Here is a 20,981-nt window from a genome sequence, read left to right as displayed (position 1 = left end):
CTTTTTTACTTAATTAAGTAAACTCACTTCTATTTGCCCTGCCGAGTTATAGCTTTCGTCTTCGATTAGCTGCTCGGCACGCTCTTCATAATCAAATCGATATTGTTCAAAATAACGCGTTGCATGACTCTCATCGGCTAAATTTAAACTACTTACAGCAATCACACACTCAACTAGCATTCCGCTTACTTGTGCAAAAAAAACTAGCTGGTGAGTTGGCTCTCTAAATTCGAGTCGGTCTATAAACTGTATTGCTTGATTCATTTAAGTACTCCCTGCTTTAGTGCAATAACAACGGGAACAATGTCCGGCATTTTATTTCGCCATACATAATAAGCTTGTGCGGCTTGGCCTACTAGCATGCCACTACCGTCTAATAGCTTAGCCGCTTTGTTGTGTTCGCTGACCCAATTCATGAATAGCGTATTTTGCGTCGCATAAAACATATCGTAAGCCATTTCACATGCGCTTAAATACTTAGAATTTAGCGCAGGTAACTCGTTATTCATACTGCTCGAGGTTGAATTTATAACCAAGTGATAATCAACTTGAGGAAGGTCGTCAAAACCATACCCCGAAACATTGCCGTGCCCAGTAAAGAGCTTTGCCAATGTTTGAGCTTTATGTGCAGTGCGATTAACGATAATGATTTCTTCAGGCTGCTGCTCAAGTAAAGGTAAAATAACACCACGGGCAGCGCCACCTGCACCAATGATCAGCAGGCGTTTACCTGTAATTGTTATTTTATTCGCTAGTAAATCGTTCACAAAGCCTATGCCGTCGGTGTTATCACCGAGTAAGGTACCATCATCGCGCTTTTTAAGGGTGTTTACTGCGCCTGCAAGTTTAGCCACTGAGGTTAGTTCATCGGCTAAAGCAAAGGCCTGCTCTTTAAAAGGAACAGTGACATTTGCGCCTTTGCCCCCTTGTTCAAAAAAAGTCGCGACTGTTTTTTCAAATCCATCGATAGGTGCTAATATTGCGCGATAGTCGATTTGCTCTCCCAATGACTTAGCAAACTGCTGATGTATGCTGGGAGATTTTGAATGTTTGATTGGATTTCCAAAAACCGCATATTTGTCCATTTTAAACAACCTCTTTGCAGTTTTAGTACTGCCTATTAACGATGATAAAATTATGATTAAAAGACTCTTTTCAAGATCAAAGCCGTCTACAACCACTCAAGCGCCTACGCCAGAGAAAACCCCGTATGAAATCATCGGCGGAGAAGCGCCCACGCGTGCAATTGCCAATAGATTCTACGACATAATGACCAGCGATGAATACGCTAAACCGTTATATGATATGCATCCTCAACCATTAGATAGAATTCGCCAAGTATTTTTTGAGTTTTTATCCGGTTGGCTTGGTGGCCCAGACTTATTTGTAGAAAAACATGGCCATCCAATGCTGCGCAAACGTCATATGCCATTTCCTATTGATCAAGATTTACGTGATCAGTGGATGTATTGCATGAATAAAACCTTAGACATAGAAATTGATAACCCCGTTTTACGCGAAGGTTTACGCCAATCACTGGCACAGCTTGCCAGTCATATGATTAATCAGCATTAATCTATCCCGTTCTTCAATTGGGGATTATTTGCGCTAAGTCAAAACCCGCTTTTCTAAAATAAAGATAATACCCTATCAAATAGTTAGAAAAGCGTGGCGCGTGTGAAATCAATCCAACATAAAATTTATGCTTTGTTAGCATTTACCGGCATTATAGTACTCATAGCCAGTATTTTTAGTAGTGCGAGCCAACAGCGCACACTCGCACAAGATACGGTGGCAGAAAACATCAAGCTACTTGCCGATAACTATTTTGATTCAATAAACACCATGATGCTAACGGGTACTATGGCTAATCGAGAATTATTGAGCCAAAAGCTACGCAAACACCCTAATATTGAAGATGCTCATATTATTCGCTCCGATATAGTTAATAAACTGTATGGGGCCGGAAATAAAAACCAAACAGCGAGTAATAATAGCGAACGCGAAGCACTGCAGGGTAAAGAAAGTTTATTTATAGAGCAAAGCAATAATAATCGCAGTATGACCTACCTACGCCCGATGTATGCGAGCTCTGATTATAAAGGCACTAACTGCTTAGGCTGCCATCAAGCACAAGAAGGCGATGTGCTAGGCGTGGTAAAAATTAGCTATTCCTTAGCCGATATTGATAGCGAGGTAACTTACAACACCTTAATAACCACCAGCCTACTGTCTACTATTTTTATTATTGCCTTTGTGCTGCTAGGTATAGTGTTTAGAAAAATATTTATAGTGCGCCTTAAAAAGCTCGGCCATGCAATGCACTTAGCCACTACTAATAAAGATCTAACCTTACGCATTGAAGATAACGCCGAAGATGAACTCGGCTGGCTTGCCACCAGTTTTAACCAAATGATTGCTACGTTTAAAGATAACATTGCTCAGGTATCTCACTCTTCAAAAGTGCTTATTCATTCAGCAGAGAAAATTTATACTTCTGCCGATACTACTGAGCGCGCTATTTTAGAACAAAAGAAAAGTACCGACTCGGTGGCCGCAGCAATTAATGAGCTAGAAAGCTCTTCAAACGAGGTAAGAAACACCACTCATTTTGCTCAAGAAAAATCTGAGAACAGTAATGAGCTAGCACAGCAAAGCATGCAGGTTGCAGAGCAAACAGAGCTCAGCATTAATCAGTTAGCACAAGATGTACGCCAAGCGGCAGATCAAGTGAGACAACTGCAAGAGCAAACGCTTGAAGTGGGTAAAGTGCTTGAGGTGATCAGCAGTATCGCCGAGCAAACAAATTTATTAGCACTTAATGCAGCCATTGAAGCTGCCCGTGCAGGTGAAGCTGGAAGAGGATTTGCCGTTGTTGCTGATGAAGTACGAACTTTAGCAACCCGAACTCATGCCTCTACCGATGAAATACGCCGCACTATAGATAAGTTGCAATCAGAAGCAGCGCAAACAGTTAAAACCATGGGTGAGTCGTGTGCGGAGGCTGACAAAAGAGCGCAACAAGTACAACAAGTTGCACAGGCTTTAAAAGATATTTCTAGCCAAATGAATGAAATAAATGAGCTAAATATACAAATAGCCGATGCAACAGAGCAGCAAAATCTAGCCGCCGAAGAAATAAATAGAAGCGTTGTTGGTATCAGTGATAATGCAGAGCAATCGTTAGTAGATGCGGATGAAAATCAAAAAGTCAGTGAAGAGTTACTCAATTTAGCTCGCTCGTTAGATGAGCAGGTACGAAGCTTTAAACTAAAACAATAACTTTAAAAGCCAGTCAATAAGTAGTTTATTGACTGGCGGACAATTTCTAGCCTAGAGCTAACCAATCACGTGGCTTTAAGAAATCTTTATATAGTAATGCCTCTGCACTGTCTTCGGCTGGGGTATAGTTATATTCCCAACGTGCTAAGGGTGGCATCGACATTAAAATAGATTCAGTTCGGCCACCGCTTTGTAAGCCAAATAATGTGCCGCGGTCCCAGACTAAATTAAACTCAACATAACGACCACGGCGATATAATTGAAAGTCGCGTTGTTGTTCGGTGTACTTATCGTTTTTGCGACGCTCAATAATAGGAACGTAAGCATCTAAAAAGCCATTACCCACCGATTGCATAAATGCAAAGCTTTGCTCAAAACCTAACTCATTCAAATCGTCAAAAAATAAGCCGCCTACGCCACGGGTTTCATCTCGATGTTTTAAATAAAAGTATTCATCACACCATTTTTTATATTTTGGATATACATCATCGCCAAAAGGCTGACACACATCGTGCGCAACTTGGTGCCAATGCACTACATCTTCAAGTACAGGATAAAACGGGGTTAAATCAAAACCACCACCAAACCACCAAATCGGTTCTTCACCTTCTTTTTCGGCAATAAAAAAGCGTACATTGGCATGGCTTGTTGGTATATGCGGGTTTTTAGGGTGGATCACTAACGATACACCACACGCATGAAAGCTGCGCCCAGCAAGCTCAGGTCTATGGGCAGTGGCAGAGCCCGGCATAGAGGCACCAAATACATGCGAATAATTCACACCGCCTTGCTCAATCACATTACCATTGGTAATAACGCGAGTACGACCACCGCCGCCCTCTTCTCGCTGCCAGCTGTCTTCAACAAACTGTGCTTTCCCGTCGGCTGATTCTAAGCCTTGGCAAATGGTATCTTGCAAAGCCATAAAGTACGCTTTTACTTGTTTTAATAATTCGCTTTGCATCGTTAACCTCTGAATACATTGCCAGTCATGGCATCTTTAATGGTACTTGGTTGTGTATTACCACCTAATGGTTCATCAACATAAAAACTAACCTGCTCGCCAAACTGCTGCTGAGCTTCAACAATACTTGTTACCGTTGCTTGGCCGGTTAAATTAGCACTTGTTGATACCAGTGGTTTACCAAACTGTTGACATAAACGTTTAACTGTAGGGTGGTTAGTTACTCTTACTGCAATAGTATCAAACTGCCCAGTTAACCACTTTGGGGTAGACTTAGCTGCAGGCATCACAAAAGTGAGTGCGCCTGGCCAACTTGAAAAAATATCGGCACGTTTATCCATAGGCAGCTTAGCGTCATCGACGTATTTTAATAATTGCCCGTAATTGTCAGCAATTAAAATAAGCCCTTTTTCAACAGGGCGTTGTTTAATACTCAATAAACGTTCCACCGCCTGTTGATTGTCAGGATCGCAACCAAGGCCATAAACAGCTTCGGTTGGGTATAAAATAACATCGCCTTGTTCTAAGCTAGTTATTGCAGCAGATAAAGAAGGAAGGTCAGACAAAATTGTCTCCAGAGATATTTACGTTATTCAGTGGCAGCAAACTTATGCATACAGCTTTTTTGTGGGCATTGTAACACAATACCACTCGCGGTTTTTTTCTCAGTAACAACTGGCCAGTCACATGCTGGGCACGCTTGATCTACAGGTTTATGATTAAGCGTATATTTACAGCTTGGGTAACAGTCGCAAGAATAAAACACTTTCCCAAATTTATTGCTGCGTGAAACCAAGTGGCCTTTTTTACATTTAGGACAACTAATCACAGGCTCTTCACTTGGTGTATCGTCATGCTCACTGGCAATATAATGACATTCAGGGTAACCGGTACAGCCAATAAACATACCGTAGCGGCCATTTTTCACCACCAGCGGCTTACGACACTCTGGACACTCGCTGTCCTCAAGTATTTTGATTTCATTGCTATCATGATGTGCAAGCGGACGAATAAAATCGCACTTAGGGTAACTAGCGCAGCCTAAAAAATGCCCAGATTTGCTATTGCGAATGACGAGTTCTGAACCACATTGCGGGCATATCTCATATTCTTTTTCTAAGGCGTGTTTATTAGCCGAGAAAAGTGAATGATCGATTTTACTCATGTAAATCCTAGTGGTTGATGAATTTTCGCCTAATATACCCAAAACCCTTAAAGATACAAGCTATGGCAGTCGGTTTGTTAACGCTGAAAATAATAAAACACGCAATAATGATTAATGTAACACTTCACTGGGCTCATCAAAAATAAGATCTTCCATTTGCTCATACGCCTGCTGAGAATCAGGGGCGTTAAATAACACCATAAGAATTAACCATTTTAAATCTTCCAAAGTAATAGCTGAATTATCAAGCGCCGCTAAACGGTCCATCACCATTTCACGAGTGGTGCTATTAATGACGCCCGTTTGTTCAACAAACATTAAAAAGCCGCGACACTCGGTGTCGAGAACTTGGCACTCACTGTCGGTAAAAATACGCACTGCATGTTGTGGAGTGGCTAATAAATAAGGCGATTCATTGCTGTATTGTAATGCGGCAAGTTGATCTAACCAGTCAATGGCTTTGTTAATTTCGGGTTTGTTAAACCCAGCGCGGAGTAACTCATCGGTAAGTGTGCTTTGCTCAACAAATACATCGCCTTCGCTGTGAACATAGTTTTCAAATAAATACATGAGAATATCAAACATATTATCCTCCAGCGCTTAATTTAATATAGCCGTCTAATACACGTTCAATTTGATCGTCTAACTCTAAATCAAGCAATCGCGCTTGTAATTTATCAATTGGCCACTGTACTCGACGCATAATATCGTCCACACTGGTCACCTCAAAACCAATACTGTTAAGCACCTCACAATCTGAGGTTACAGCATCAGTTAACTCTTTATAGTTTAGACCAAAAGGGTATGAAAAGTTCATCTCATCAAGAATATCCGCGACGTTTTCTACCAGCTTAGCACCTTGTTTAATTAAAAAATGGCTTGCTTGTGCCAGCGGGTTTTTAATTGAGCCTGGCACCGCAAAAACGTCTTTATTTTGTTCAAGCGCATAACGTACGGTGATCAATGAGCCACTTTTAATTTCGGCTTCAACAATTAAAACGCCTAAAGAGAGTCCTGAAATAATACGATTACGTCGTGGAAAGTTATGCGCGTTGGCCGCGGTGCCCGGTAAAAACTCACTTACCAATAAACCCTGTGTTAATACTTGCTCTGTAAGTAACTTATGGCGTTTAGGGTAATAAACATCAACACCAGTCCCTAGTACGGCAATGGTTTTACCATTTCCTGCCAGCGCTCCTTTATGGGCAGCACCATCAATGCCACGCGCCATACCAGAGGTTACTGTTATGCCAGCAAGCGTTAGCTGATGTGCAAACTCTGCAGCAATTTCAAGTCCTGTGGTGGTTGCATTTCGACTGCCAACAATCGCAATTTGTGGAGAAGACAGTAAGCTGATATCGCCTTTACAAAAAAGTAATAATGGCGCACTGGCTATTTGTTTTAGGTGTTCTGGGTAGGTGGTATCAAAAATACTAATAACAATAATATGTTGCTGGCTAATAAGCTGTTCATAATGCGCAACTTGCTGCCAATTTGTATTAAGTAAATTACTTGCTTGGCTCGCTGTTAAGCCCAACATAACCAGCTGGGAATGCGATAAGGAAAACAGTGACTCTAAACTATGCTGTTTAGAGAGGGCTAATAGCGTTTTTATTCCAAGCCCTTTGCATAAGTAAAAGGCAAGCCAATGGCTTAGCTTGCCAAACGATTGCTCCATGCTCCCTCCTAGAACACCGACTCGCTACTTAATGAATTACTGCCAAATCTCCAATGCGAATTGGGTGCTGATTTTTAGTGATCAGCGCATAACTAACTTTGTCATACACTTTAAAAATAATCATTTCACCAACTTTCTCTGCTGGCATTTTCCAAGTAACGCTATCTTCATCGGTTTCTGAGCCAAATAATTCGCTAGTAGCCGATACCAATTTTTCTAAACGACTTGAATCTTCGGTATAACGCGGGCCTCTGGCACTATCAATCACCTTAGGTGACTGACGTTCAATATCCAGTACATGACCTACTTTAACTTGTTGCTCTGAACCTAAGTTTAGCACCACTACATCCATCGTGCTAAATTCTCTCACCTCGTGCGGAGAGGCAATCACTTGACCCTGCATTGGCTGTTCAGGACGATGCATCTCAAAATATACTGGCAGCATCTGCCCTTCCATTGCAGGTAATAAAAAGTCACCCTGTTTGATCTCACGTTTTACTGATTCAACTCTTACTGAGGCAGGTTCGCCATTGGCCGCATCACCTGTTCTAAACGCGCGAGCCATACCCACATAAGATGCTCTACTCGCCAACTCTTCACCGGTATTAGGGTCAGTATAAGGCGCACCTTTGTGATAAATAGCATATGCTTGATGACGTTTTAAGTTACCTTTTACATATAAAATATGGTCAATAGTTTGGGTTTTGGTATTTTCGTTGGCGCCCAAAATATAGGGCTTTTCTTTTATGGTATCGCTGTTAATAGCTTGCTCAAACGACAAATACGGTTTAATCAACGCAAGCGGTAAAGTTGTTATCGCATCTTTCCCTTTTGGCGTAATACGCCCCATAGGTGATAGCTTTCGATACGCTTTATTAATCACTAAACGCGGATTACCGTCTGTATCGTAAATTAATGCTAACGCATCTCCGGGGTAAATAAGGTGAGGGTTGTCTATTTGTGGGTTCATTTGCCATAGTTCAGGCCATAACCAAGGTTCGTTTAGATATATAGCTGAGATATCCCAAAGCGTGTCACCTTTTTTCACAACATACTGTTTAGGTGCATCTTTTTTTATAGTTAGTACATCTGCCAGCACAGGAAAAGTTGCACCTAATACAAGTATAATTGCAATTAATGGAGATTTCATTGAGCTTCCTCATAGTGTTTTTTCATTATTATTAACCAAAACCTGTTAAAGGGGAACGTGAATGGCTAAAATAAGAACATACAATACCCTAAATTCAAGCATAAGTGTAAAAGGTAACTATGGCTAGGTTAGAAGTTTTAAGATTTCCAGATGAACGTTTACGTACAATCGCAAAAGAAGTAACTGTTGTTGACGGTCAAGTGCGTGAAATTGTCAAAGATATGCTAGAAACCATGTACGATGAAAATGGTATTGGGCTTGCTGCTACACAGGTTGATATTCACCAGCGTATTGTGGTGATCGACGTATCAGAAGAGCGCAATGAACCACTCGTGCTTATCAATCCGCAAATTATCAAAAAAGATGGCTCAACCGTGAGCGAAGAAGGCTGTTTATCAGTTCCTCATTCGTATGCAAAAGTTGACCGTGCAGAAACCGTTACCGTAGCTGCACTCAACGAAGAAGGTAAAGAGTTTATTCTTGATGCTGACGAATTATTAGCGATTTGTATTCAGCATGAACTTGATCACCTTCAAGGTAAATTATTTATTGATTATTTATCTCCATTAAAGCGCCAACGCATTCGTAAAAAGCTTGAAAAAGAAGCGAAGTTTGCAGCGCAGTAATAAGCACCTTAGTAAATAATTAGGAAACTCAGTGACACAACCATTACGCATTATATTTGCCGGTACGCCGGACTTTGCTGCACGCCATCTGCAAGCACTCATCGATAGTGAACACCAAATAGTGGGCATTTACAGTCAACCAGATCGTCCAGCGGGTCGCGGAAAAAAACTAAAAGCCAGTGAAGTAAAAGCGCTTGCATTAGAACATGACCTACCCGTTTTTCAACCGCAATCACTCAAAACAGACGAAGCACTTGAAGAGCTAAGCAGCCTCAATGCCGATATCATGATTGTTGTTGCCTACGGTTTAATTTTACCTAAAGCCATTTTAGATGCCCCACGTTTAGGGTGTTTAAATGTACATGGTTCTATTTTACCGCGCTGGCGTGGCGCCGCGCCTATTCAACGTGCTATTTGGGCAGGCGATCAGCAAACCGGTGTAACCATAATGCAAATGGATGAAGGGCTAGATACCGGCGATATGCTGCATATTAGCCGCTGCCCTATTGATAGTACTGAAACCAGTGCAAGCTTATACGCTAAGCTTGCTGAACTGGGACCTGATGCATTAATCGACACCATAAATCGTTTAGCCAACGGGGACATAACGCCTGAGCCACAGAACGACGCCGATGCCAATTACGCTAAAAAGCTCTCAAAAGACGAAGCCAACATTGATTGGTCTATGGATGCCGAGCAAATCGAGCGTAACATTCGTGCCTTTAACCCATGGCCAGTATGCTTTACCCAAATGCGTGGTAATACGGTAAAAATATACCAAGCAAACGTGGTTGAACAGTCAGGCGCAGCTGGCACTGTATTAGCAAGTGATAAAAACGGTATCGTTGTGGCTTGTGGTAAACACGCTTTATCTATTAGCGAATTACAACCACAAGGCAAAAAGCCAATGGCAATTAATGATTTTTTAAACGGTCGTAGCGACTGGGTCACACCCGGCACCGTATTAGGCGAAAATAATGAGTAATGTAAGCAATGTCAGAGCGCTAGCCGCTGAAACTTTATATAACGTGGTTGATAAAGGCGCATCGCTTAATCAAGAACTCCCTTTCGCTAGCCAAGGCTTATCACCTAAAGATAAAGCCTTACTGCAGCAAATTTGCTATGGAGTATTACGTTACTTACCTAGCCTAGAAAATTATTGCCAGCATTTAGTAGAACAACCGCTTAAAGGCAAACGCCGTATTTTCCAGTTTTTGTTGTATGTGGGTATTTACCAACTACAACACATGCGTGTACCGCCGCATGCAGCAATTAGCGAAACCGTTAATGCGTTACAACAATTACGCGCTCTTGGCTTGAAAGGGCTTATTAACGCCATTTTACGAAGCTTTCAGCGCCAACAAACTGAGCTTGAAGAAAAAGCCAAACAAATTCCGGTGTGTTTATACAACCATCCAAACTGGTTTATAAAGCAAGTAAAAGAAGCCTACCCAGATAGCTGGGAAGACATTCTAGAAGCTAATCAGCAACAAGCGCCAATGTGGCTTCGAGTGAATCAATCGCAGTTTAGCACCCAAGAATATAGCGAAATGCTAACCGCTAACGATATTGAACATACTCTAAACCCTGATTTTATTGATGGCATTAAACTAAGCAAACCACGCGATGTGTTTTCACTTCCTGAGTTTGATACCGGTGCCTGTTCAGTACAAGATGCGGCAGCGCAGCTTGCTGCACGCTACCTAGACCCACAAAATGGTGATGCAATACTCGATGCCTGTGCAGCGCCTGGTGGTAAAACCTGCCATATTTTAGAGCTTGCCGATGCTGATGTGCTTGCGCTTGATAGCGATGCCACACGCCTAGAACGTGTTAAACAAAACCTAGAACGCATAGGTTTGGGCGCCGACTTACAATGTGGTGATGCATCGCAACCTCACACTTGGTGGGATGAAGAACAGTTTGATCGTATTTTGTTAGATGTACCCTGCTCTGCAACTGGCGTAATTCGTCGTCACCCAGATATTAAATGGTTACGTCGCGCATCCGACATTAACGATTTATCCACCCTCCAAGGCGATATACTCGACAGCATTTGGCCATTGTTAAAGCCAGGCGGTACATTGGTGTATGCAACTTGTTCGGTGCTTCCACAAGAAAACCAACAACAAGTTGCTAAGTTTTTAGCTAATAATGAAGACGCAGAGCATATTCCTTTGCACAGCGAAGACACTAAAACCATACCAGGCTTGCAGTTATTACCAGGCGAAAGTGACGGTTTTTACTACGCTAAATTAGTTAAAAAAACCTAGGCAACACATTTAGCTACTTCAGTTTAGAGGTAGCTAATACTTTGATGTAATTAGTATTAATAATATGGGCACATAATGAAAATAATCATACTCGGTGCTGGGCAAGTTGGCGGCACACTCGCAGAAAACCTAGTGGGTGAACAAAACGAAATAACCGTAGTTGATATCGACGGTAACCGCTTGCGCGAACTGCAAGATAAGTACGATTTACAAGGTGTTGCAGGCCATGGCGCTCACCCTGACGTGCTAAGTCGCGCAGGGGCTGAAGATGCCGATATGATTATTGCGGTGACCAGCTCAGATGAAGTTAACATGGTGGCATGCCAAGTTGCCTACAGTATTTTTAATACACCGACCAAAATAGCCCGTATTCGCTCTGAGCAGTATTTAAAATACCGCGAAAAACTATTCCATAATGATGACTTACCCGTCGATCATTATATTGCCCCAGAAGCACTCGTTACTAAGTATATTCGCCGCCTAATAGACTACCCTGGCGCATTACAAGTACTGCAATTTGCCGATGGCATGCTCTCTTTAGTGGCTGTAAAAGCCTACTATGGCGGCTTATTGGTAGGCTATGCCCTATCTACACTTAAGCAGCATATTCCTAATGTTGAAACTCGGGTAGCCGCTATTTACCGCCAAGGTAAAGCGATAAAACCCTTAGGCACCACCGTAATAGAAGCCGACGATGAAGTATTTTTTATTGCCGCAACCAAACACATTCGTGCGGTAATGAACGAGCTACAAAAGCTGGAACGCTCGTATAAAAAAATCATGATTGCCGGTGGCGGTAATATTGGTGCAGGTCTAGCCCGTTCACTGGAAAGAAACCACAGCGTTAAGTTACTAGAGCGAAGTAAAGAGCGTGGCGAACAGCTTTCTGAAATGCTCGACAACACCGTGGTATTTTGTGGTGATGCATCCGATCAGGAGCTGCTCTCTGAAGAACACATTGAACAGGTTGATGTGTTTATTGCCGTTACCAACGACGATGAAGTAAATATAATGTCGGCTATGCTCGCAAAACGCATGGGGGCACAAAAAACCATGGTACTTATTCAACGAGGCGCTTACGTTGATTTAGTACAGGGCGGCGAAATTGATATTGCGATTTCACCACAACAAGCGACTATTTCTGCATTGCTGACTCACGTGCGCCGTGGTGATATTGTAAACGTGTACTCACTACGTAAAGGAGCCGCAGAAGCCATAGAAGCGGTTGCCCATGGTGATGAAAATACCTCTAAAGTGGTAGGTCGCGCAATTGCCGATATTAAATTGCCAGCAGGTACCACAATAGGTGCAATTGTGCGAAATGACGATGTACTGATTGCCCATGACGATACAATTATTTTGTCAGGCGATCATGTAATCATGTTCTTAATTGATAAAAAGCACATTAACGTGGTTGAAAAGTTATTCCAAGTTAGCGCAATCTTTTTATAATTAATTCCTCCTTTTTATTCACAACCCGCTTGTAAGTAAAAAGGAGAACACCCAAACCTAAATGAAAATCATTATCAAAAGCATTTACTAATAAAGGAAAATCCATTAGTCTCTTCTTGCTCGATTATCAAGCAGCGACATCTACTGATGTGAAAAGTTAATTTCACGTTTTTAAATAAAAATGGATTTCAAATGATACACCTACTCTCAAAGAAAAATTATCCCGTAACTCATTACACTCTGGTTGGCCTTTTACTTTCAACAGTTTCAACTCAAACGCTCGCCCACACTAGCGAAGGTATCGAAAGGTTAACCGTAATCGGAGAGCAAGCGAACGGCTATAAAGTTAATTCCATGAGCTCTGCAACAGGTCTTGAGCTATCACATTTGCAAACGCCGCAATCAACGATAGCGATAACCAGCGACTTCATGGCAGACCAACAACTAAATACCGCAATTGAAGCTATAACCAGTGTGACAGGCATAAATGCTCGAGAAGCAGATAATGGTAAGTTTTCTATTTCAGCCCGAGGTATTAGTGTCACCAGCATACTTTATGATGGCATAGCGACCACCTATGACACCCGCTTTAATTATGGAGATAACCTAACCGATACCGCAATTTATGAGCGTATCGAAATAGTTAGAGGGGCAACGGGGTTAATGCTGGGCGCGGGTAACCCTTCGGCAGCAATTAATTTGATACGTAAACGCCCAACTGTAAACACTCAAGTAAATCTTACTGCTTCATTAGGCTCATGGGACAACTACCGCGCGATGGTGGATGTGTCGGGAAGCATAAATAATAGTGAAAGTATAAGAGGACGAGCTGTTGTTGCTTATCAAGATAGACACTCATATCAAGATCGCTTTTCGCAAACCAGTCAAACATTATATGGCATTATTGAGGCAGATCTTTCTAACAATACTTTGTTGACGCTTGCTGTTGATAATCAATCGACAACTCCTAAAGGAACAATGTCAGGTGGTTTGCCTATTTTTTATAGTGATGGCTCCCGCACTGCTTATGACAGAGGTGTTTCAACAGCTCAAGATTGGGCCTCTTCTCGAACCGATGCACTTAATGCGTTTATTCGCCTAGAGCATTACTTTAACGCTAACTGGCAGCTAACCGCTAATTATGTTTATGGTGATAACGACCTAGACTATGATGTGTTTTGGGTAAAAGGAGAGCCCGATCCTATAAACAACACTGGAATGAAACCCGGCTCTATAAACTATATTGATGCAAACAGAACGCAGGATACCTATGAGGTTGAACTCAATGGTCGGTTTAATTGGCTGGGCCAAAGTCACCAACTGCTATTTGGTTATAATACCCAAGAGCAACAGTTTTCGACCCCTTATTATGCTAGTCAACAAAGTGACTATGTTATCGGCGATTTCACTGACTCTAGTTATAGCATTGCAAAACCAAATTGGCAGTCAGAAGCGGCTTACGGCTCTTATGGCACAACTAAACAAGATGCACTTTATGTTGCTGCACAACTAAATATAACCGATGCCTTGTCTTTAATTGTTGGAAGCCGGTTAAATCAATGGCAAACCAATCAAGATAATTTTGGTCGCATGCATGATTATAAAATAAATGATGAACTAACTAATTATTTTGGAGCAACTTATGAACTAACACAGAGTTGGGCTTTGTATGCTAATTACACTGATATTTTTACACCACAAAGTCGAATTGATAAAAATGGACATTATTTAAGCCCTATTGAAGGTAAGAATTATGAACTTGGCATAAAAGCTTCTGTACTTGATGAACGTTTAGACATATCCCTTTCTGGATTTAAAATTTATCAAGATAATGTAGGCGAGTACACGGGAGATACCATTGCAGAAACACTTCAGGCCATCTACAAGCCCATTGACGGCACATTAACTCAGGGCTACGAGCTAGAAATCAACGGAAAATTAACCGACAACTGGAACGCTTATTTTGGCTATACCCATAGTAAAGGCGAAAAACCGGATAATACGGTATTAAATACCACCAACCCAAAAGATCAATTTAAACTTTTTACTAGCTATCAACTCTCAGGTGCATTAGACAATCTAAAAGTGGGTGGTGGCTATCGCTGGCAAAGCAATAGCTATGATGAAGTTAAAAACCCTGTTTATGGCGCTGTTGAGGTAAACCAGCCTAGTTATGGTATTGCCAGCCTAATGGCGAATTATCAAATGAATAAGCAATTATCTGTTAGCCTAAATATCGATAACTTATTTGATAAGCATTATTACAGTCAAATTGGGTTCTATAACCAATATCGTTATGGCAAGCCAAGAAGCTTCTCTCTCCAACTTAAATATAGTCTCTAACAAGTATAAAAAAGCCGCTGACTATTCAGCGGCTTTAGTGGAGTATGATGGGGTAATACTTATTGTACTCTTGCAAACTCTTCTTTAGAAAGTTCACCATTTCCGTCAGTATCTAAGTCATCAAAAATATTCATTAGTTGTTTATTAGACGCAGCTTCCTGCTGACTAATTACACCGTCGCCATTACTATCAAAAGAGGCAAAGTCTACCGCAGCATAAGCTGCTGATGATGACGCTAATACTAAAATCGCAAGTGTTGTGTTTAATGCTTTCATAATAAGTCTCCTATAAGAGGGAAATCCTTTTCTGAGATCCCTGTGCAATGAAAAAAGCCAAAAATTAAAAGTTTGCAAACTCAGCTTTAGAAAGCTCACCATTACCGTCAGTATCAAGCTCAGTAAATGCGGCTGTTAAATCAGCGTTTACAGCCGCTTCGCTTTGACTAATAGCGCCGTTACCATCAGTATCAAGCATGTCAAAGTCGCTTGCTGCAAAAGCAGCTGATGAAGAAGCAAGAGCGATAAGTGCGAATGTTTTATGTAATGTTTTCATAATTTAATCCTTCAAAATGTAATGCAATGGTCTATCAAAAAATTGTGTCTGGCTATCACAGTCCTTGTTATTCTCTTTCATAGGCTTCCTTGCCTATTTAGGTTGCCTTTGGCAACTCAGAATATACTTAGCCTTGTCTTATGCTTTCGAAAATTCTTCTTTTGATAGCTCACCGTTTTGGTCAGTATCAAGCTCTGAGAACATGCTCATAAGTTTTGCATCAACCGATGCTTCGCTTTGGCTAATAGCGCCGTTACCGTCAGTATCTAGTGTGTCAAAGTCGCTCGCTGCAAAGGCAGCTGATGAAGAAGCAAGAGCGATAAGTGTAAATGTTTTGTGTAATGTTTTCATAATGAGTATTCCTTAAAATCGTTTAAATTATGGGGGAGCTTTTAACTCCCAAAACTTTAATAGCTTAGGGTTATGCTTTAGAGAACTCTTCTTTTGATAGCTCACCGTTTTGGTCTGTATCAAGCTCTGAAAACATGCTCATTAGTTTTGCATCAACTGATGCTTCGCTTTGACTGATCGCGCCGTTGCCGTCAACGTCTAGCGTGTCAAAGTCGCTTGCTGCAAAGGCAGCTGATGAAGAAGCCAATGCGATAAGTGCTAAAGTTTTATTAATGCTTTTCATAATCTATCTTCCTTCAAACAAAGTTTATGTTTTATGCGATTAAGTGTTTTACTTTAAATCACGTTTCGTTCTATACAGCCTGACTATTACAACTTCGATGCCAATAATATAAAAACTATAATTTTCAATAAATTAACCTGCAACTAGCTGAAAATGGCGCTATTTAACTCGTTATTTTGTTGCTTTTTAGCAACAGTAGATGAGGCAATAAAATTAAAACAATAAAAATCAAAGAGTTGAGTTTAAGGAAAGCCCCACACAGTCGATGAGCAATCGCTAAAAAAGAGGATTAAATAAACAAAAAGGAAGGTGAGTTAAGTTTAATTTTGTTATAAACAAAAAATTAGAATAAAAAAACATATTTAACTAATTGTTTTTAATAAATTTATAAAATAAATTTGAAATGGATTTTAAAAATAACAACAACACATGGCTATTTGTTGCAAAAGAGCGAAAATGTTAGAGCTTGTTGATATTTTAGAATTGTAAAATGTTCAGCGTCGAAAGATAACAGGCCTTATACAATTTCAAATTCAAGTGCACTAGGGTCAATGAAGTGATCTCCCATCAGGGTTTTCATTTGCTCTTCACTGGCAAATAATCGAATTCCGCAATATATACCTTTAGCATGTTTTTTCACGCTGCATATTTGCCCTTCGTGCTTTGTATCTTCATCAAACACTACAATACAACGCATATCTTTAATGTCGTCAATTTCTTGGGTTGTTTTAATATCAAACATAACACCCGTTAACGAAATATCTTTTATAACGCCTTCAAAGGAGGGACGATCATCCGATAATTTTAACTTGGCAGGAAACAGCGTCGGTATACGCGCTTGCGAGCGCAGCTCAAATAACTGTACTTGTGATGGATAGTCGATAAACAATAACTTAGCCGGGTGAGATGCTACAGACATAAGCTGCTGACGAAACGCTAGTACATGCCCACCACTGCCCTCTATAAGCGCTCTTACCACCACCATCACACCATCGCGTAAATAATCACTTGCCATGGGGAGCCGTTTTGCATTGGGGTAATTTAAAATAATAAACTTTTTTTCTAATAAGCCTATAAACTCTGTTTTTACGCGTCGGCTACTGGTTGGTGTCAGTATTTCTAAATCGACCATGCCACCTGTGACGATTTGGCTTAACTTTTCCAAATTGGTTTTTTGCATAGTTCTTTCCTAATATTTAAAACGTTATCCACGCCAAAATGTTGGGGTGAATAGCACTAATAGTGTAAATATCTCTAAACGACCAAATACCATTGCCACGGTTAATATCCATTTTGCAGTATCGGTAATAGCGCCATAATGAGAAGCAACATCACCTAAACCAGGCCCAAGGTTATTTAAACACGCTGCCGTTGCTGAGAATGCCGTTATATTGTCTAACCCGGTGCCCATTAACGCTAACATAATAATAATAAAGACTAATGCATAAGCCGAGAAAAAACCCCATACTGCTTCAACTACTTTATCTGGTAGCGCCTTTCGTCCTAACTTTATAGAGTATATAGCTCGAGGATGCACTAAGCGGTTTAGCTCTCGCACCCCTTGTAGATAAAGTAAAAACACGCGCACTACTTTCATACCGCCGCCAGTTGAACCAGCACAGCCACCAATAAAACTAGAGAATATTAATAAAATAGGTAAAAACAAAGGCCAAGCAGAAAAGTTATCTGTGGCAAATCCTGCGGTGCTGCTCATAGATACAGCTTGAAACAATGCCTGATCGAGGGTTTCATCGCCATTGGCATAAACATCGTGAGATGAAAGTACCGTGAAACAAATCACCACCAGCGCGAGCTGAATACATAGAAACACTTTGAATTCAGGGTCACGAATGTAGACACTAATATTACGACTCGCTACAGCAGCATAATGCAGTGAAAAGTTAATGGCCGCGATAATTAAAAAGAACACACAAATAAAGTTAATTACTGGGCTATCAAAATGCCCCATTGAAGCGTCATAAGTAGAAAAACCACCAATAGCCACCGTAGAAAAAGCATGGCAAATTGCATCAAACCAATTCATGCCAGCGCTCCAATACGCCAAAGTACATGCAAGGGTAATAGACACATAAATATACCAAAGGTGTTTAGCAGTGTCGGCTATACGCGGGGTCATTTTGGAATCTTTTACGGGGCCTGGAATCTCAGCCCGATACAACTGCATACCACCTACGCCAAGCATTGGCAGGATTGCTACCGCTAATACAATGATCCCCATACCACCAAACCACTGTAATTGTTGGCGATAAAACAATACCGATTTAGGCAGATACTCTATGCCTGTCAGTACGGTAGCTCCTGTAGTGGTTAAGCCAGAAAAGGCTTCAAACACGGCATCGGCTAAAGAGAGATTGGGTTCTTGTAAAAATACCAGCGGTAAGGAGGCAAACGCGCCGAGTACCAGCCAAAATAAAACCACGATTAAAAAGCCTTCGCGGGCTTTTAAATCGCCATGCTCATGCCTATTTGGGTAATAAGCCATTAAGCCAATAACAACACTGAATATAAAGGCTAAAACAAACGGCACCCCTCCACCATCTTTATAAATTAAAGACACTAGCGCTGGTGGCACCATAGTAATACTGAATAGCGCAACCAATTGGCCAAGAATTTTTATGATGGTACGAAATTGCATTGAGCGTATCGCTTTTTTATTAGTAAATTAAAATAACTACTGTATGACTCGAAAATTTAATGTTTAACCATTAAATGGGATGAATGTAAGACTATTACTCTTTGATTGTTAACTCAACTGCGCCGTGGCTTAAATCAAAAATATCTTTGATGGCTTGCTGCGCTTGGCGACTATCAATGGTAATAGTCCACTCAATATTTGCAGTAAACTGCTTTTCAATATTAAGTACCTGAAAGTTCGTTTTTAAATGTTGCTCTATCGCCCCTTGCATACTGTATTCACTAAAGCCCACCAGCTCAGCACTCGGCACTTTCACCACGGTTTGTAGTTTTGCTAAGGCATTATTGAGTGAACCACCATAAGCACGCACCAGCCCACCCGTACCGAGCTTTATACCTCCAAAGTAACGTGTTACCACAGCGGTCACTTCACCTAAGCCTGAGCCCACTAACACATTGAGCATGGGTTTACCGGCGGTGCCATTGGGCTCCCCGTCATCAGAAAAACCATAAACATGGCTGCCCCCTGGGTTACCTGCAACATGTGCCCAGCAATTGTGGCGTGCATCGCTGTATTTTTCTTCAATATTTTTAATAAAGGCTTTCGCAGCATTTAGATCGGGCGTGTGACCTATGTGAACGATAAAGGTACTTTTTTTAATTTCTTCTTGATGAAATACAGCTTCGGCTGGGTATTTATATTCAGACATAGCACTTACTTAGGCTTTAATTAAAAAAGTGGGGCCAAAAGGCCCCTTTGTATCCGTTTATTTTAGCGCGTATTGGCTAACTCGTCTTTAATAAGGATTTAGTCGAGTAATAAATTACGCGTCATATTTTCTAGGCTATCTTCGTGAACAATAATATTGTCCTCGATACGAATACCGCCAAAAGATTTAAACGCTTCGACCTTTTCCCAGTTAATAAACTGCTTATTGTCTGTTTGTGCTAAATCACCCAATAAAGAGTCAATAAAGTACAAACCTGGCTCAATAGTAAACACTTGGTTTTTCTCAATTAAGCGAGTGCAGCGTAAAAATGGATGGCCTTCTGGTGGCGCTTGATGTGCCCCTGTTTCATCACGCATAAAACCACCCACATCGTGAACCTGTGCACCTAAATGATGCCCTAAGCCATGCGGGAAGAAAGTTGAGGTAATTTGACGCTCAACAATTTCCGCTGCCGGTAGTTTAACAATATTAAAATCACTTAATAGCTGAGCAATACGGTTATGACAATCAATATGCAGATCGCCATACAGTAAACCTGGCTTTAAGCTTTTTCCTAACTCAATTTGATGCGCTGTCATAGCGTTAACTAAGTCAGCAAACTCACCCTGCTTTTTGAAGTCGTAGGTACGGGTAATATCCGCAGCGTAACCATTAAAGTTAGCGCCCGCATCAATTAAAAATGAATTATGCGTTTGTGGTGCTTTTGGCTCAAAATGAGTGTAGTGCAAAATAGCGCAGTTTTCGTTAAGGGCCACAATATTACCATATGGCATTTCGTTTTCACTTTGACGCGTTGCCATTAAGTAGGCTTGCTGAATATCAAACTCACTACCACCATTAAAAAACGCATCACGCGCTGCTTTATGGCCATCAACCGCAATGCGATTAGCATTACGCAAACACTCAAGCTCATATTGCGTTTTATAAGCACGGTGGTAATGAATATAGTTAAGTACTGGCTCAGGGTTCATAATACTAAAGCCAAGTGCTTGTGCTACTTCGAGGTATTCACCAATGTAGGCAAATTTAGCTTTATCGTAAGGTAGTAGCTTTTCAACCTGATCAGGTTGTAATAATAATTCAATATCGAAGTATTCTGCCCAAAAATTTCTTGGCTCATCAGGTACTTTATGCCAAAAATCAATTGGGCGATAAAAAATAAGTTTTGGCTTATCGCTACCATTTACCACAATCCAGCAATGTGGATTATCAATAACCGGTAGCCACGCTTTAAAATGAGGGTTAACTTTAAACGGGTAATACATATCATCTAAAAATTGGCGCTTAGCTTGGCCTGAATGAATGACTAATCCTTCTAACCCTTCTTGCTCACAAATAGTACGTGTACGCTGTTGCAATGTTGCAATATGTTCGGCGTATAAAACGGCTAATTTTTCCATAATAAACCCATCTGTTAAATTTAACTTGCTTTGAGTCTACCACTTATACACAAAGCGCTCAAAAAGGAGGGATACT

Annotated in this window: 23 protein-coding genes; 7 read left to right on the top strand and 16 right to left on the bottom strand. The window is 41.0% G+C overall.

Annotated features, from left to right (window positions below; genetic code table 11):
- Window positions 1–9: 9 nt before the first annotated feature.
- Together LOC50_RS13805 and aroE are read right to left on the bottom strand one after the other, a co-directional pair.
- Window positions 10–264, bottom strand: a complete 255-nt coding sequence (locus tag LOC50_RS13805) for a DUF1488 family protein (protein WP_013463676.1) — start codon at window positions 262–264, stop codon at window positions 10–12.
- Window positions 261–1,085, bottom strand: a complete 825-nt coding sequence (aroE, locus tag LOC50_RS13800) for a shikimate dehydrogenase (RefSeq protein WP_214553334.1) — start codon at window positions 1,083–1,085, stop codon at window positions 261–263. Before aroE ends, LOC50_RS13805 begins: the two co-directional genes overlap by 4 nt.
- A 52-nt stretch (window positions 1,086–1,137) precedes the next feature.
- On the opposite strand from aroE, the gene LOC50_RS13795 reads away from it, so the two are divergent.
- On the top strand, window positions 1,138–1,575 hold the full coding sequence (locus LOC50_RS13795) for a group II truncated hemoglobin (RefSeq protein ID WP_036983347.1): 438 nt from the start codon (window positions 1,138–1,140) through the stop codon (window positions 1,573–1,575).
- A gap of 102 nt (window positions 1,576–1,677) precedes the next feature.
- A complete protein-coding gene (locus LOC50_RS13790; protein WP_250653378.1) occupies window positions 1,678–3,282 on the top strand; it encodes a methyl-accepting chemotaxis protein in 1,605 nt (534 codons plus the stop codon).
- A 46-nt stretch (window positions 3,283–3,328) separates the two neighbouring features.
- On the opposite strand, the gene hemF is transcribed toward LOC50_RS13790, so the two are convergent.
- The 6 genes from hemF to LOC50_RS13760 all read right to left on the bottom strand — a co-directional run bounded on the left by hemF (window position 3,329) and on the right by LOC50_RS13760 (window position 8,239).
- Entirely contained in the window at window positions 3,329–4,246 is a 918-nt protein-coding gene (gene hemF, locus LOC50_RS13785) for an oxygen-dependent coproporphyrinogen oxidase (protein WP_036980761.1), read from the bottom strand.
- A 2-nt stretch (window positions 4,247–4,248) separates the two neighbouring features.
- Window positions 4,249–4,812, bottom strand: coding sequence for an L-threonylcarbamoyladenylate synthase type 1 TsaC (gene tsaC, locus LOC50_RS13780; protein WP_250653377.1), 564 nt, complete (start codon window positions 4,810–4,812; stop codon window positions 4,249–4,251).
- 23 nt (window positions 4,813–4,835) lie between these two features.
- Window positions 4,836–5,411: a DNA topoisomerase family protein gene (locus tag LOC50_RS13775; protein ID WP_250653376.1), complete on the bottom strand. Its 576-nt coding sequence runs from the start codon at window positions 5,409–5,411 to the stop codon at window positions 4,836–4,838.
- A gap of 111 nt (window positions 5,412–5,522) precedes the next feature.
- Window positions 5,523–5,996, bottom strand: coding sequence for a DUF494 family protein (locus LOC50_RS13770; protein ID WP_036980756.1), 474 nt, complete (start codon window positions 5,994–5,996; stop codon window positions 5,523–5,525).
- 1 nt (window position 5,997) lies between these two features.
- Window positions 5,998–7,089 carry a DNA-processing protein DprA gene (dprA, locus tag LOC50_RS13765; RefSeq protein WP_250653375.1) on the bottom strand — a complete coding sequence of 364 codons (1,092 nt, stop codon included), beginning with the start codon at window positions 7,087–7,089 and terminating at the stop codon, window positions 5,998–6,000.
- A 28-nt stretch (window positions 7,090–7,117) separates the two neighbouring features.
- Complete coding sequence (locus LOC50_RS13760) at window positions 7,118–8,239, bottom strand: LysM peptidoglycan-binding domain-containing protein (protein ID WP_069438497.1); 1,122 nt, start codon at window positions 8,237–8,239, stop codon at window positions 7,118–7,120.
- Window positions 8,240–8,358: 119 nt separating this feature from the next.
- Here LOC50_RS13760 and def point away from each other — a divergent pair, with 119 nt between their 5' ends.
- From def to LOC50_RS13735, 5 genes are all read left to right on the top strand, one after another.
- Window positions 8,359–8,865, top strand: coding sequence for a peptide deformylase (gene def, locus LOC50_RS13755; RefSeq protein WP_250653374.1), 507 nt, complete (start codon window positions 8,359–8,361; stop codon window positions 8,863–8,865).
- A 31-nt stretch (window positions 8,866–8,896) separates the two neighbouring features.
- Window positions 8,897–9,850, top strand: coding sequence for a methionyl-tRNA formyltransferase (gene fmt / locus LOC50_RS13750; protein ID WP_250653373.1), 954 nt, complete (start codon window positions 8,897–8,899; stop codon window positions 9,848–9,850).
- Window positions 9,843–11,138, top strand: coding sequence for a 16S rRNA (cytosine(967)-C(5))-methyltransferase RsmB (gene rsmB, locus LOC50_RS13745; protein ID WP_036980750.1), 1,296 nt, complete (start codon window positions 9,843–9,845; stop codon window positions 11,136–11,138). Before fmt ends, rsmB begins: the two co-directional genes overlap by 8 nt.
- 75 nt (window positions 11,139–11,213) lie before the next feature.
- Entirely contained in the window at window positions 11,214–12,590 is a 1,377-nt protein-coding gene (gene trkA / locus LOC50_RS13740) for a Trk system potassium transporter TrkA (RefSeq protein ID WP_036980748.1), read from the top strand.
- A gap of 354 nt (window positions 12,591–12,944) precedes the next feature.
- Entirely contained in the window at window positions 12,945–14,933 is a 1,989-nt protein-coding gene (locus LOC50_RS13735) for a TonB-dependent siderophore receptor (RefSeq protein WP_250653372.1), read from the top strand.
- Between the two features lie 59 nt (window positions 14,934–14,992).
- On the opposite strand, the gene LOC50_RS13730 is transcribed toward LOC50_RS13735, so the two are convergent.
- The 8 genes from LOC50_RS13730 to pepQ all read right to left on the bottom strand — a co-directional run bounded on the left by LOC50_RS13730 (window position 14,993) and on the right by pepQ (window position 20,905).
- Window positions 14,993–15,208, bottom strand: coding sequence for an EF-hand domain-containing protein (locus LOC50_RS13730; protein WP_010392739.1), 216 nt, complete (start codon window positions 15,206–15,208; stop codon window positions 14,993–14,995).
- Window positions 15,209–15,272: 64 nt separating this feature from the next.
- On the bottom strand, window positions 15,273–15,485 hold the full coding sequence (locus LOC50_RS13725) for an EF-hand domain-containing protein (protein ID WP_013463660.1): 213 nt from the start codon (window positions 15,483–15,485) through the stop codon (window positions 15,273–15,275).
- Between the two features lie 138 nt (window positions 15,486–15,623).
- Window positions 15,624–15,836, bottom strand: coding sequence for an EF-hand domain-containing protein (locus tag LOC50_RS13720; RefSeq protein ID WP_250653371.1), 213 nt, complete (start codon window positions 15,834–15,836; stop codon window positions 15,624–15,626).
- A gap of 70 nt (window positions 15,837–15,906) precedes the next feature.
- On the bottom strand, window positions 15,907–16,119 hold the full coding sequence (locus LOC50_RS13715) for an EF-hand domain-containing protein (protein ID WP_008112941.1): 213 nt from the start codon (window positions 16,117–16,119) through the stop codon (window positions 15,907–15,909).
- Window positions 16,120–16,636: 517 nt separating this feature from the next.
- On the bottom strand, window positions 16,637–17,299 hold the full coding sequence (locus LOC50_RS13710; RefSeq protein WP_036980743.1) for a flagellar brake domain-containing protein: 663 nt from the start codon (window positions 17,297–17,299) through the stop codon (window positions 16,637–16,639).
- A 24-nt stretch (window positions 17,300–17,323) separates the two neighbouring features.
- The gene (locus LOC50_RS13705) at window positions 17,324–18,775 is read right to left on the bottom strand and encodes a TrkH family potassium uptake protein (protein WP_248474685.1); all 1,452 of its coding nucleotides are present in this window, start codon (window positions 18,773–18,775) and stop codon (window positions 17,324–17,326) included.
- Window positions 18,776–18,869: 94 nt separating this feature from the next.
- Entirely contained in the window at window positions 18,870–19,484 is a 615-nt protein-coding gene (locus tag LOC50_RS13700; protein WP_013463655.1) for a YigZ family protein, read from the bottom strand.
- A gap of 98 nt (window positions 19,485–19,582) precedes the next feature.
- Window positions 19,583–20,905, bottom strand: coding sequence for a Xaa-Pro dipeptidase (gene pepQ, locus LOC50_RS13695; protein WP_250653370.1), 1,323 nt, complete (start codon window positions 20,903–20,905; stop codon window positions 19,583–19,585).
- Between the last annotated feature and the right edge of the window lie 76 nt (window positions 20,906–20,981).

The organism is Pseudoalteromonas sp. SCSIO 43095, assembly GCF_023650455.1.
In the GTDB taxonomy this organism is placed as follows: Bacteria; Pseudomonadota; Gammaproteobacteria; order Enterobacterales; family Alteromonadaceae; genus Pseudoalteromonas; species Pseudoalteromonas tetraodonis.
This window is presented reverse-complemented; position numbering and strand designations above follow the sequence as displayed.

Excerpts from the sequence above, each read along its gene's own strand:
- LOC50_RS13805 (WP_013463676.1), bottom strand. The coding sequence starts at position 264 with ATGAATCAAGCAATACAGTTTATAGACCGACTCGAATTTAGAGAGCCA.
- aroE (WP_214553334.1), bottom strand. The coding sequence starts at position 1,085 with ATGGACAAATATGCGGTTTTTGGAAATCCAATCAAACATTCAAAATCT.
- LOC50_RS13795 (WP_036983347.1), top strand. The coding sequence starts at position 1,138 with ATGATTAAAAGACTCTTTTCAAGATCAAAGCCGTCTACAACCACTCAA.
- hemF (WP_036980761.1), bottom strand. The coding sequence starts at position 4,246 with ATGCAAAGCGAATTATTAAAACAAGTAAAAGCGTACTTTATGGCTTTG.
- LOC50_RS13775 (WP_250653376.1), bottom strand. The coding sequence starts at position 5,411 with ATGAGTAAAATCGATCATTCACTTTTCTCGGCTAATAAACACGCCTTA.
- LOC50_RS13770 (WP_036980756.1), bottom strand. The coding sequence starts at position 5,996 with ATGTTTGATATTCTCATGTATTTATTTGAAAACTATGTTCACAGCGAA.
- dprA (WP_250653375.1), bottom strand. The coding sequence starts at position 7,089 with ATGGAGCAATCGTTTGGCAAGCTAAGCCATTGGCTTGCCTTTTACTTA.
- LOC50_RS13760 (WP_069438497.1), bottom strand. The coding sequence starts at position 8,239 with ATGAAATCTCCATTAATTGCAATTATACTTGTATTAGGTGCAACTTTT.
- def (WP_250653374.1), top strand. The coding sequence starts at position 8,359 with ATGGCTAGGTTAGAAGTTTTAAGATTTCCAGATGAACGTTTACGTACA.
- rsmB (WP_036980750.1), top strand. The coding sequence starts at position 9,843 with ATGAGTAATGTAAGCAATGTCAGAGCGCTAGCCGCTGAAACTTTATAT.
- trkA (WP_036980748.1), top strand. The coding sequence starts at position 11,214 with ATGAAAATAATCATACTCGGTGCTGGGCAAGTTGGCGGCACACTCGCA.
- LOC50_RS13735 (WP_250653372.1), top strand. The coding sequence starts at position 12,945 with ATGAGCTCTGCAACAGGTCTTGAGCTATCACATTTGCAAACGCCGCAA.
- LOC50_RS13730 (WP_010392739.1), bottom strand. The coding sequence starts at position 15,208 with ATGAAAGCATTAAACACAACACTTGCGATTTTAGTATTAGCGTCATCA.
- LOC50_RS13725 (WP_013463660.1), bottom strand. The coding sequence starts at position 15,485 with ATGAAAACATTACATAAAACATTCGCACTTATCGCTCTTGCTTCTTCA.
- LOC50_RS13720 (WP_250653371.1), bottom strand. The coding sequence starts at position 15,836 with ATGAAAACATTACACAAAACATTTACACTTATCGCTCTTGCTTCTTCA.
- LOC50_RS13715 (WP_008112941.1), bottom strand. The coding sequence starts at position 16,119 with ATGAAAAGCATTAATAAAACTTTAGCACTTATCGCATTGGCTTCTTCA.
- LOC50_RS13710 (WP_036980743.1), bottom strand. The coding sequence starts at position 17,299 with ATGCAAAAAACCAATTTGGAAAAGTTAAGCCAAATCGTCACAGGTGGC.
- LOC50_RS13705 (WP_248474685.1), bottom strand. The coding sequence starts at position 18,775 with ATGCAATTTCGTACCATCATAAAAATTCTTGGCCAATTGGTTGCGCTA.
- LOC50_RS13700 (WP_013463655.1), bottom strand. The coding sequence starts at position 19,484 with ATGTCTGAATATAAATACCCAGCCGAAGCTGTATTTCATCAAGAAGAA.
- pepQ (WP_250653370.1), bottom strand. The coding sequence starts at position 20,905 with ATGGAAAAATTAGCCGTTTTATACGCCGAACATATTGCAACATTGCAA.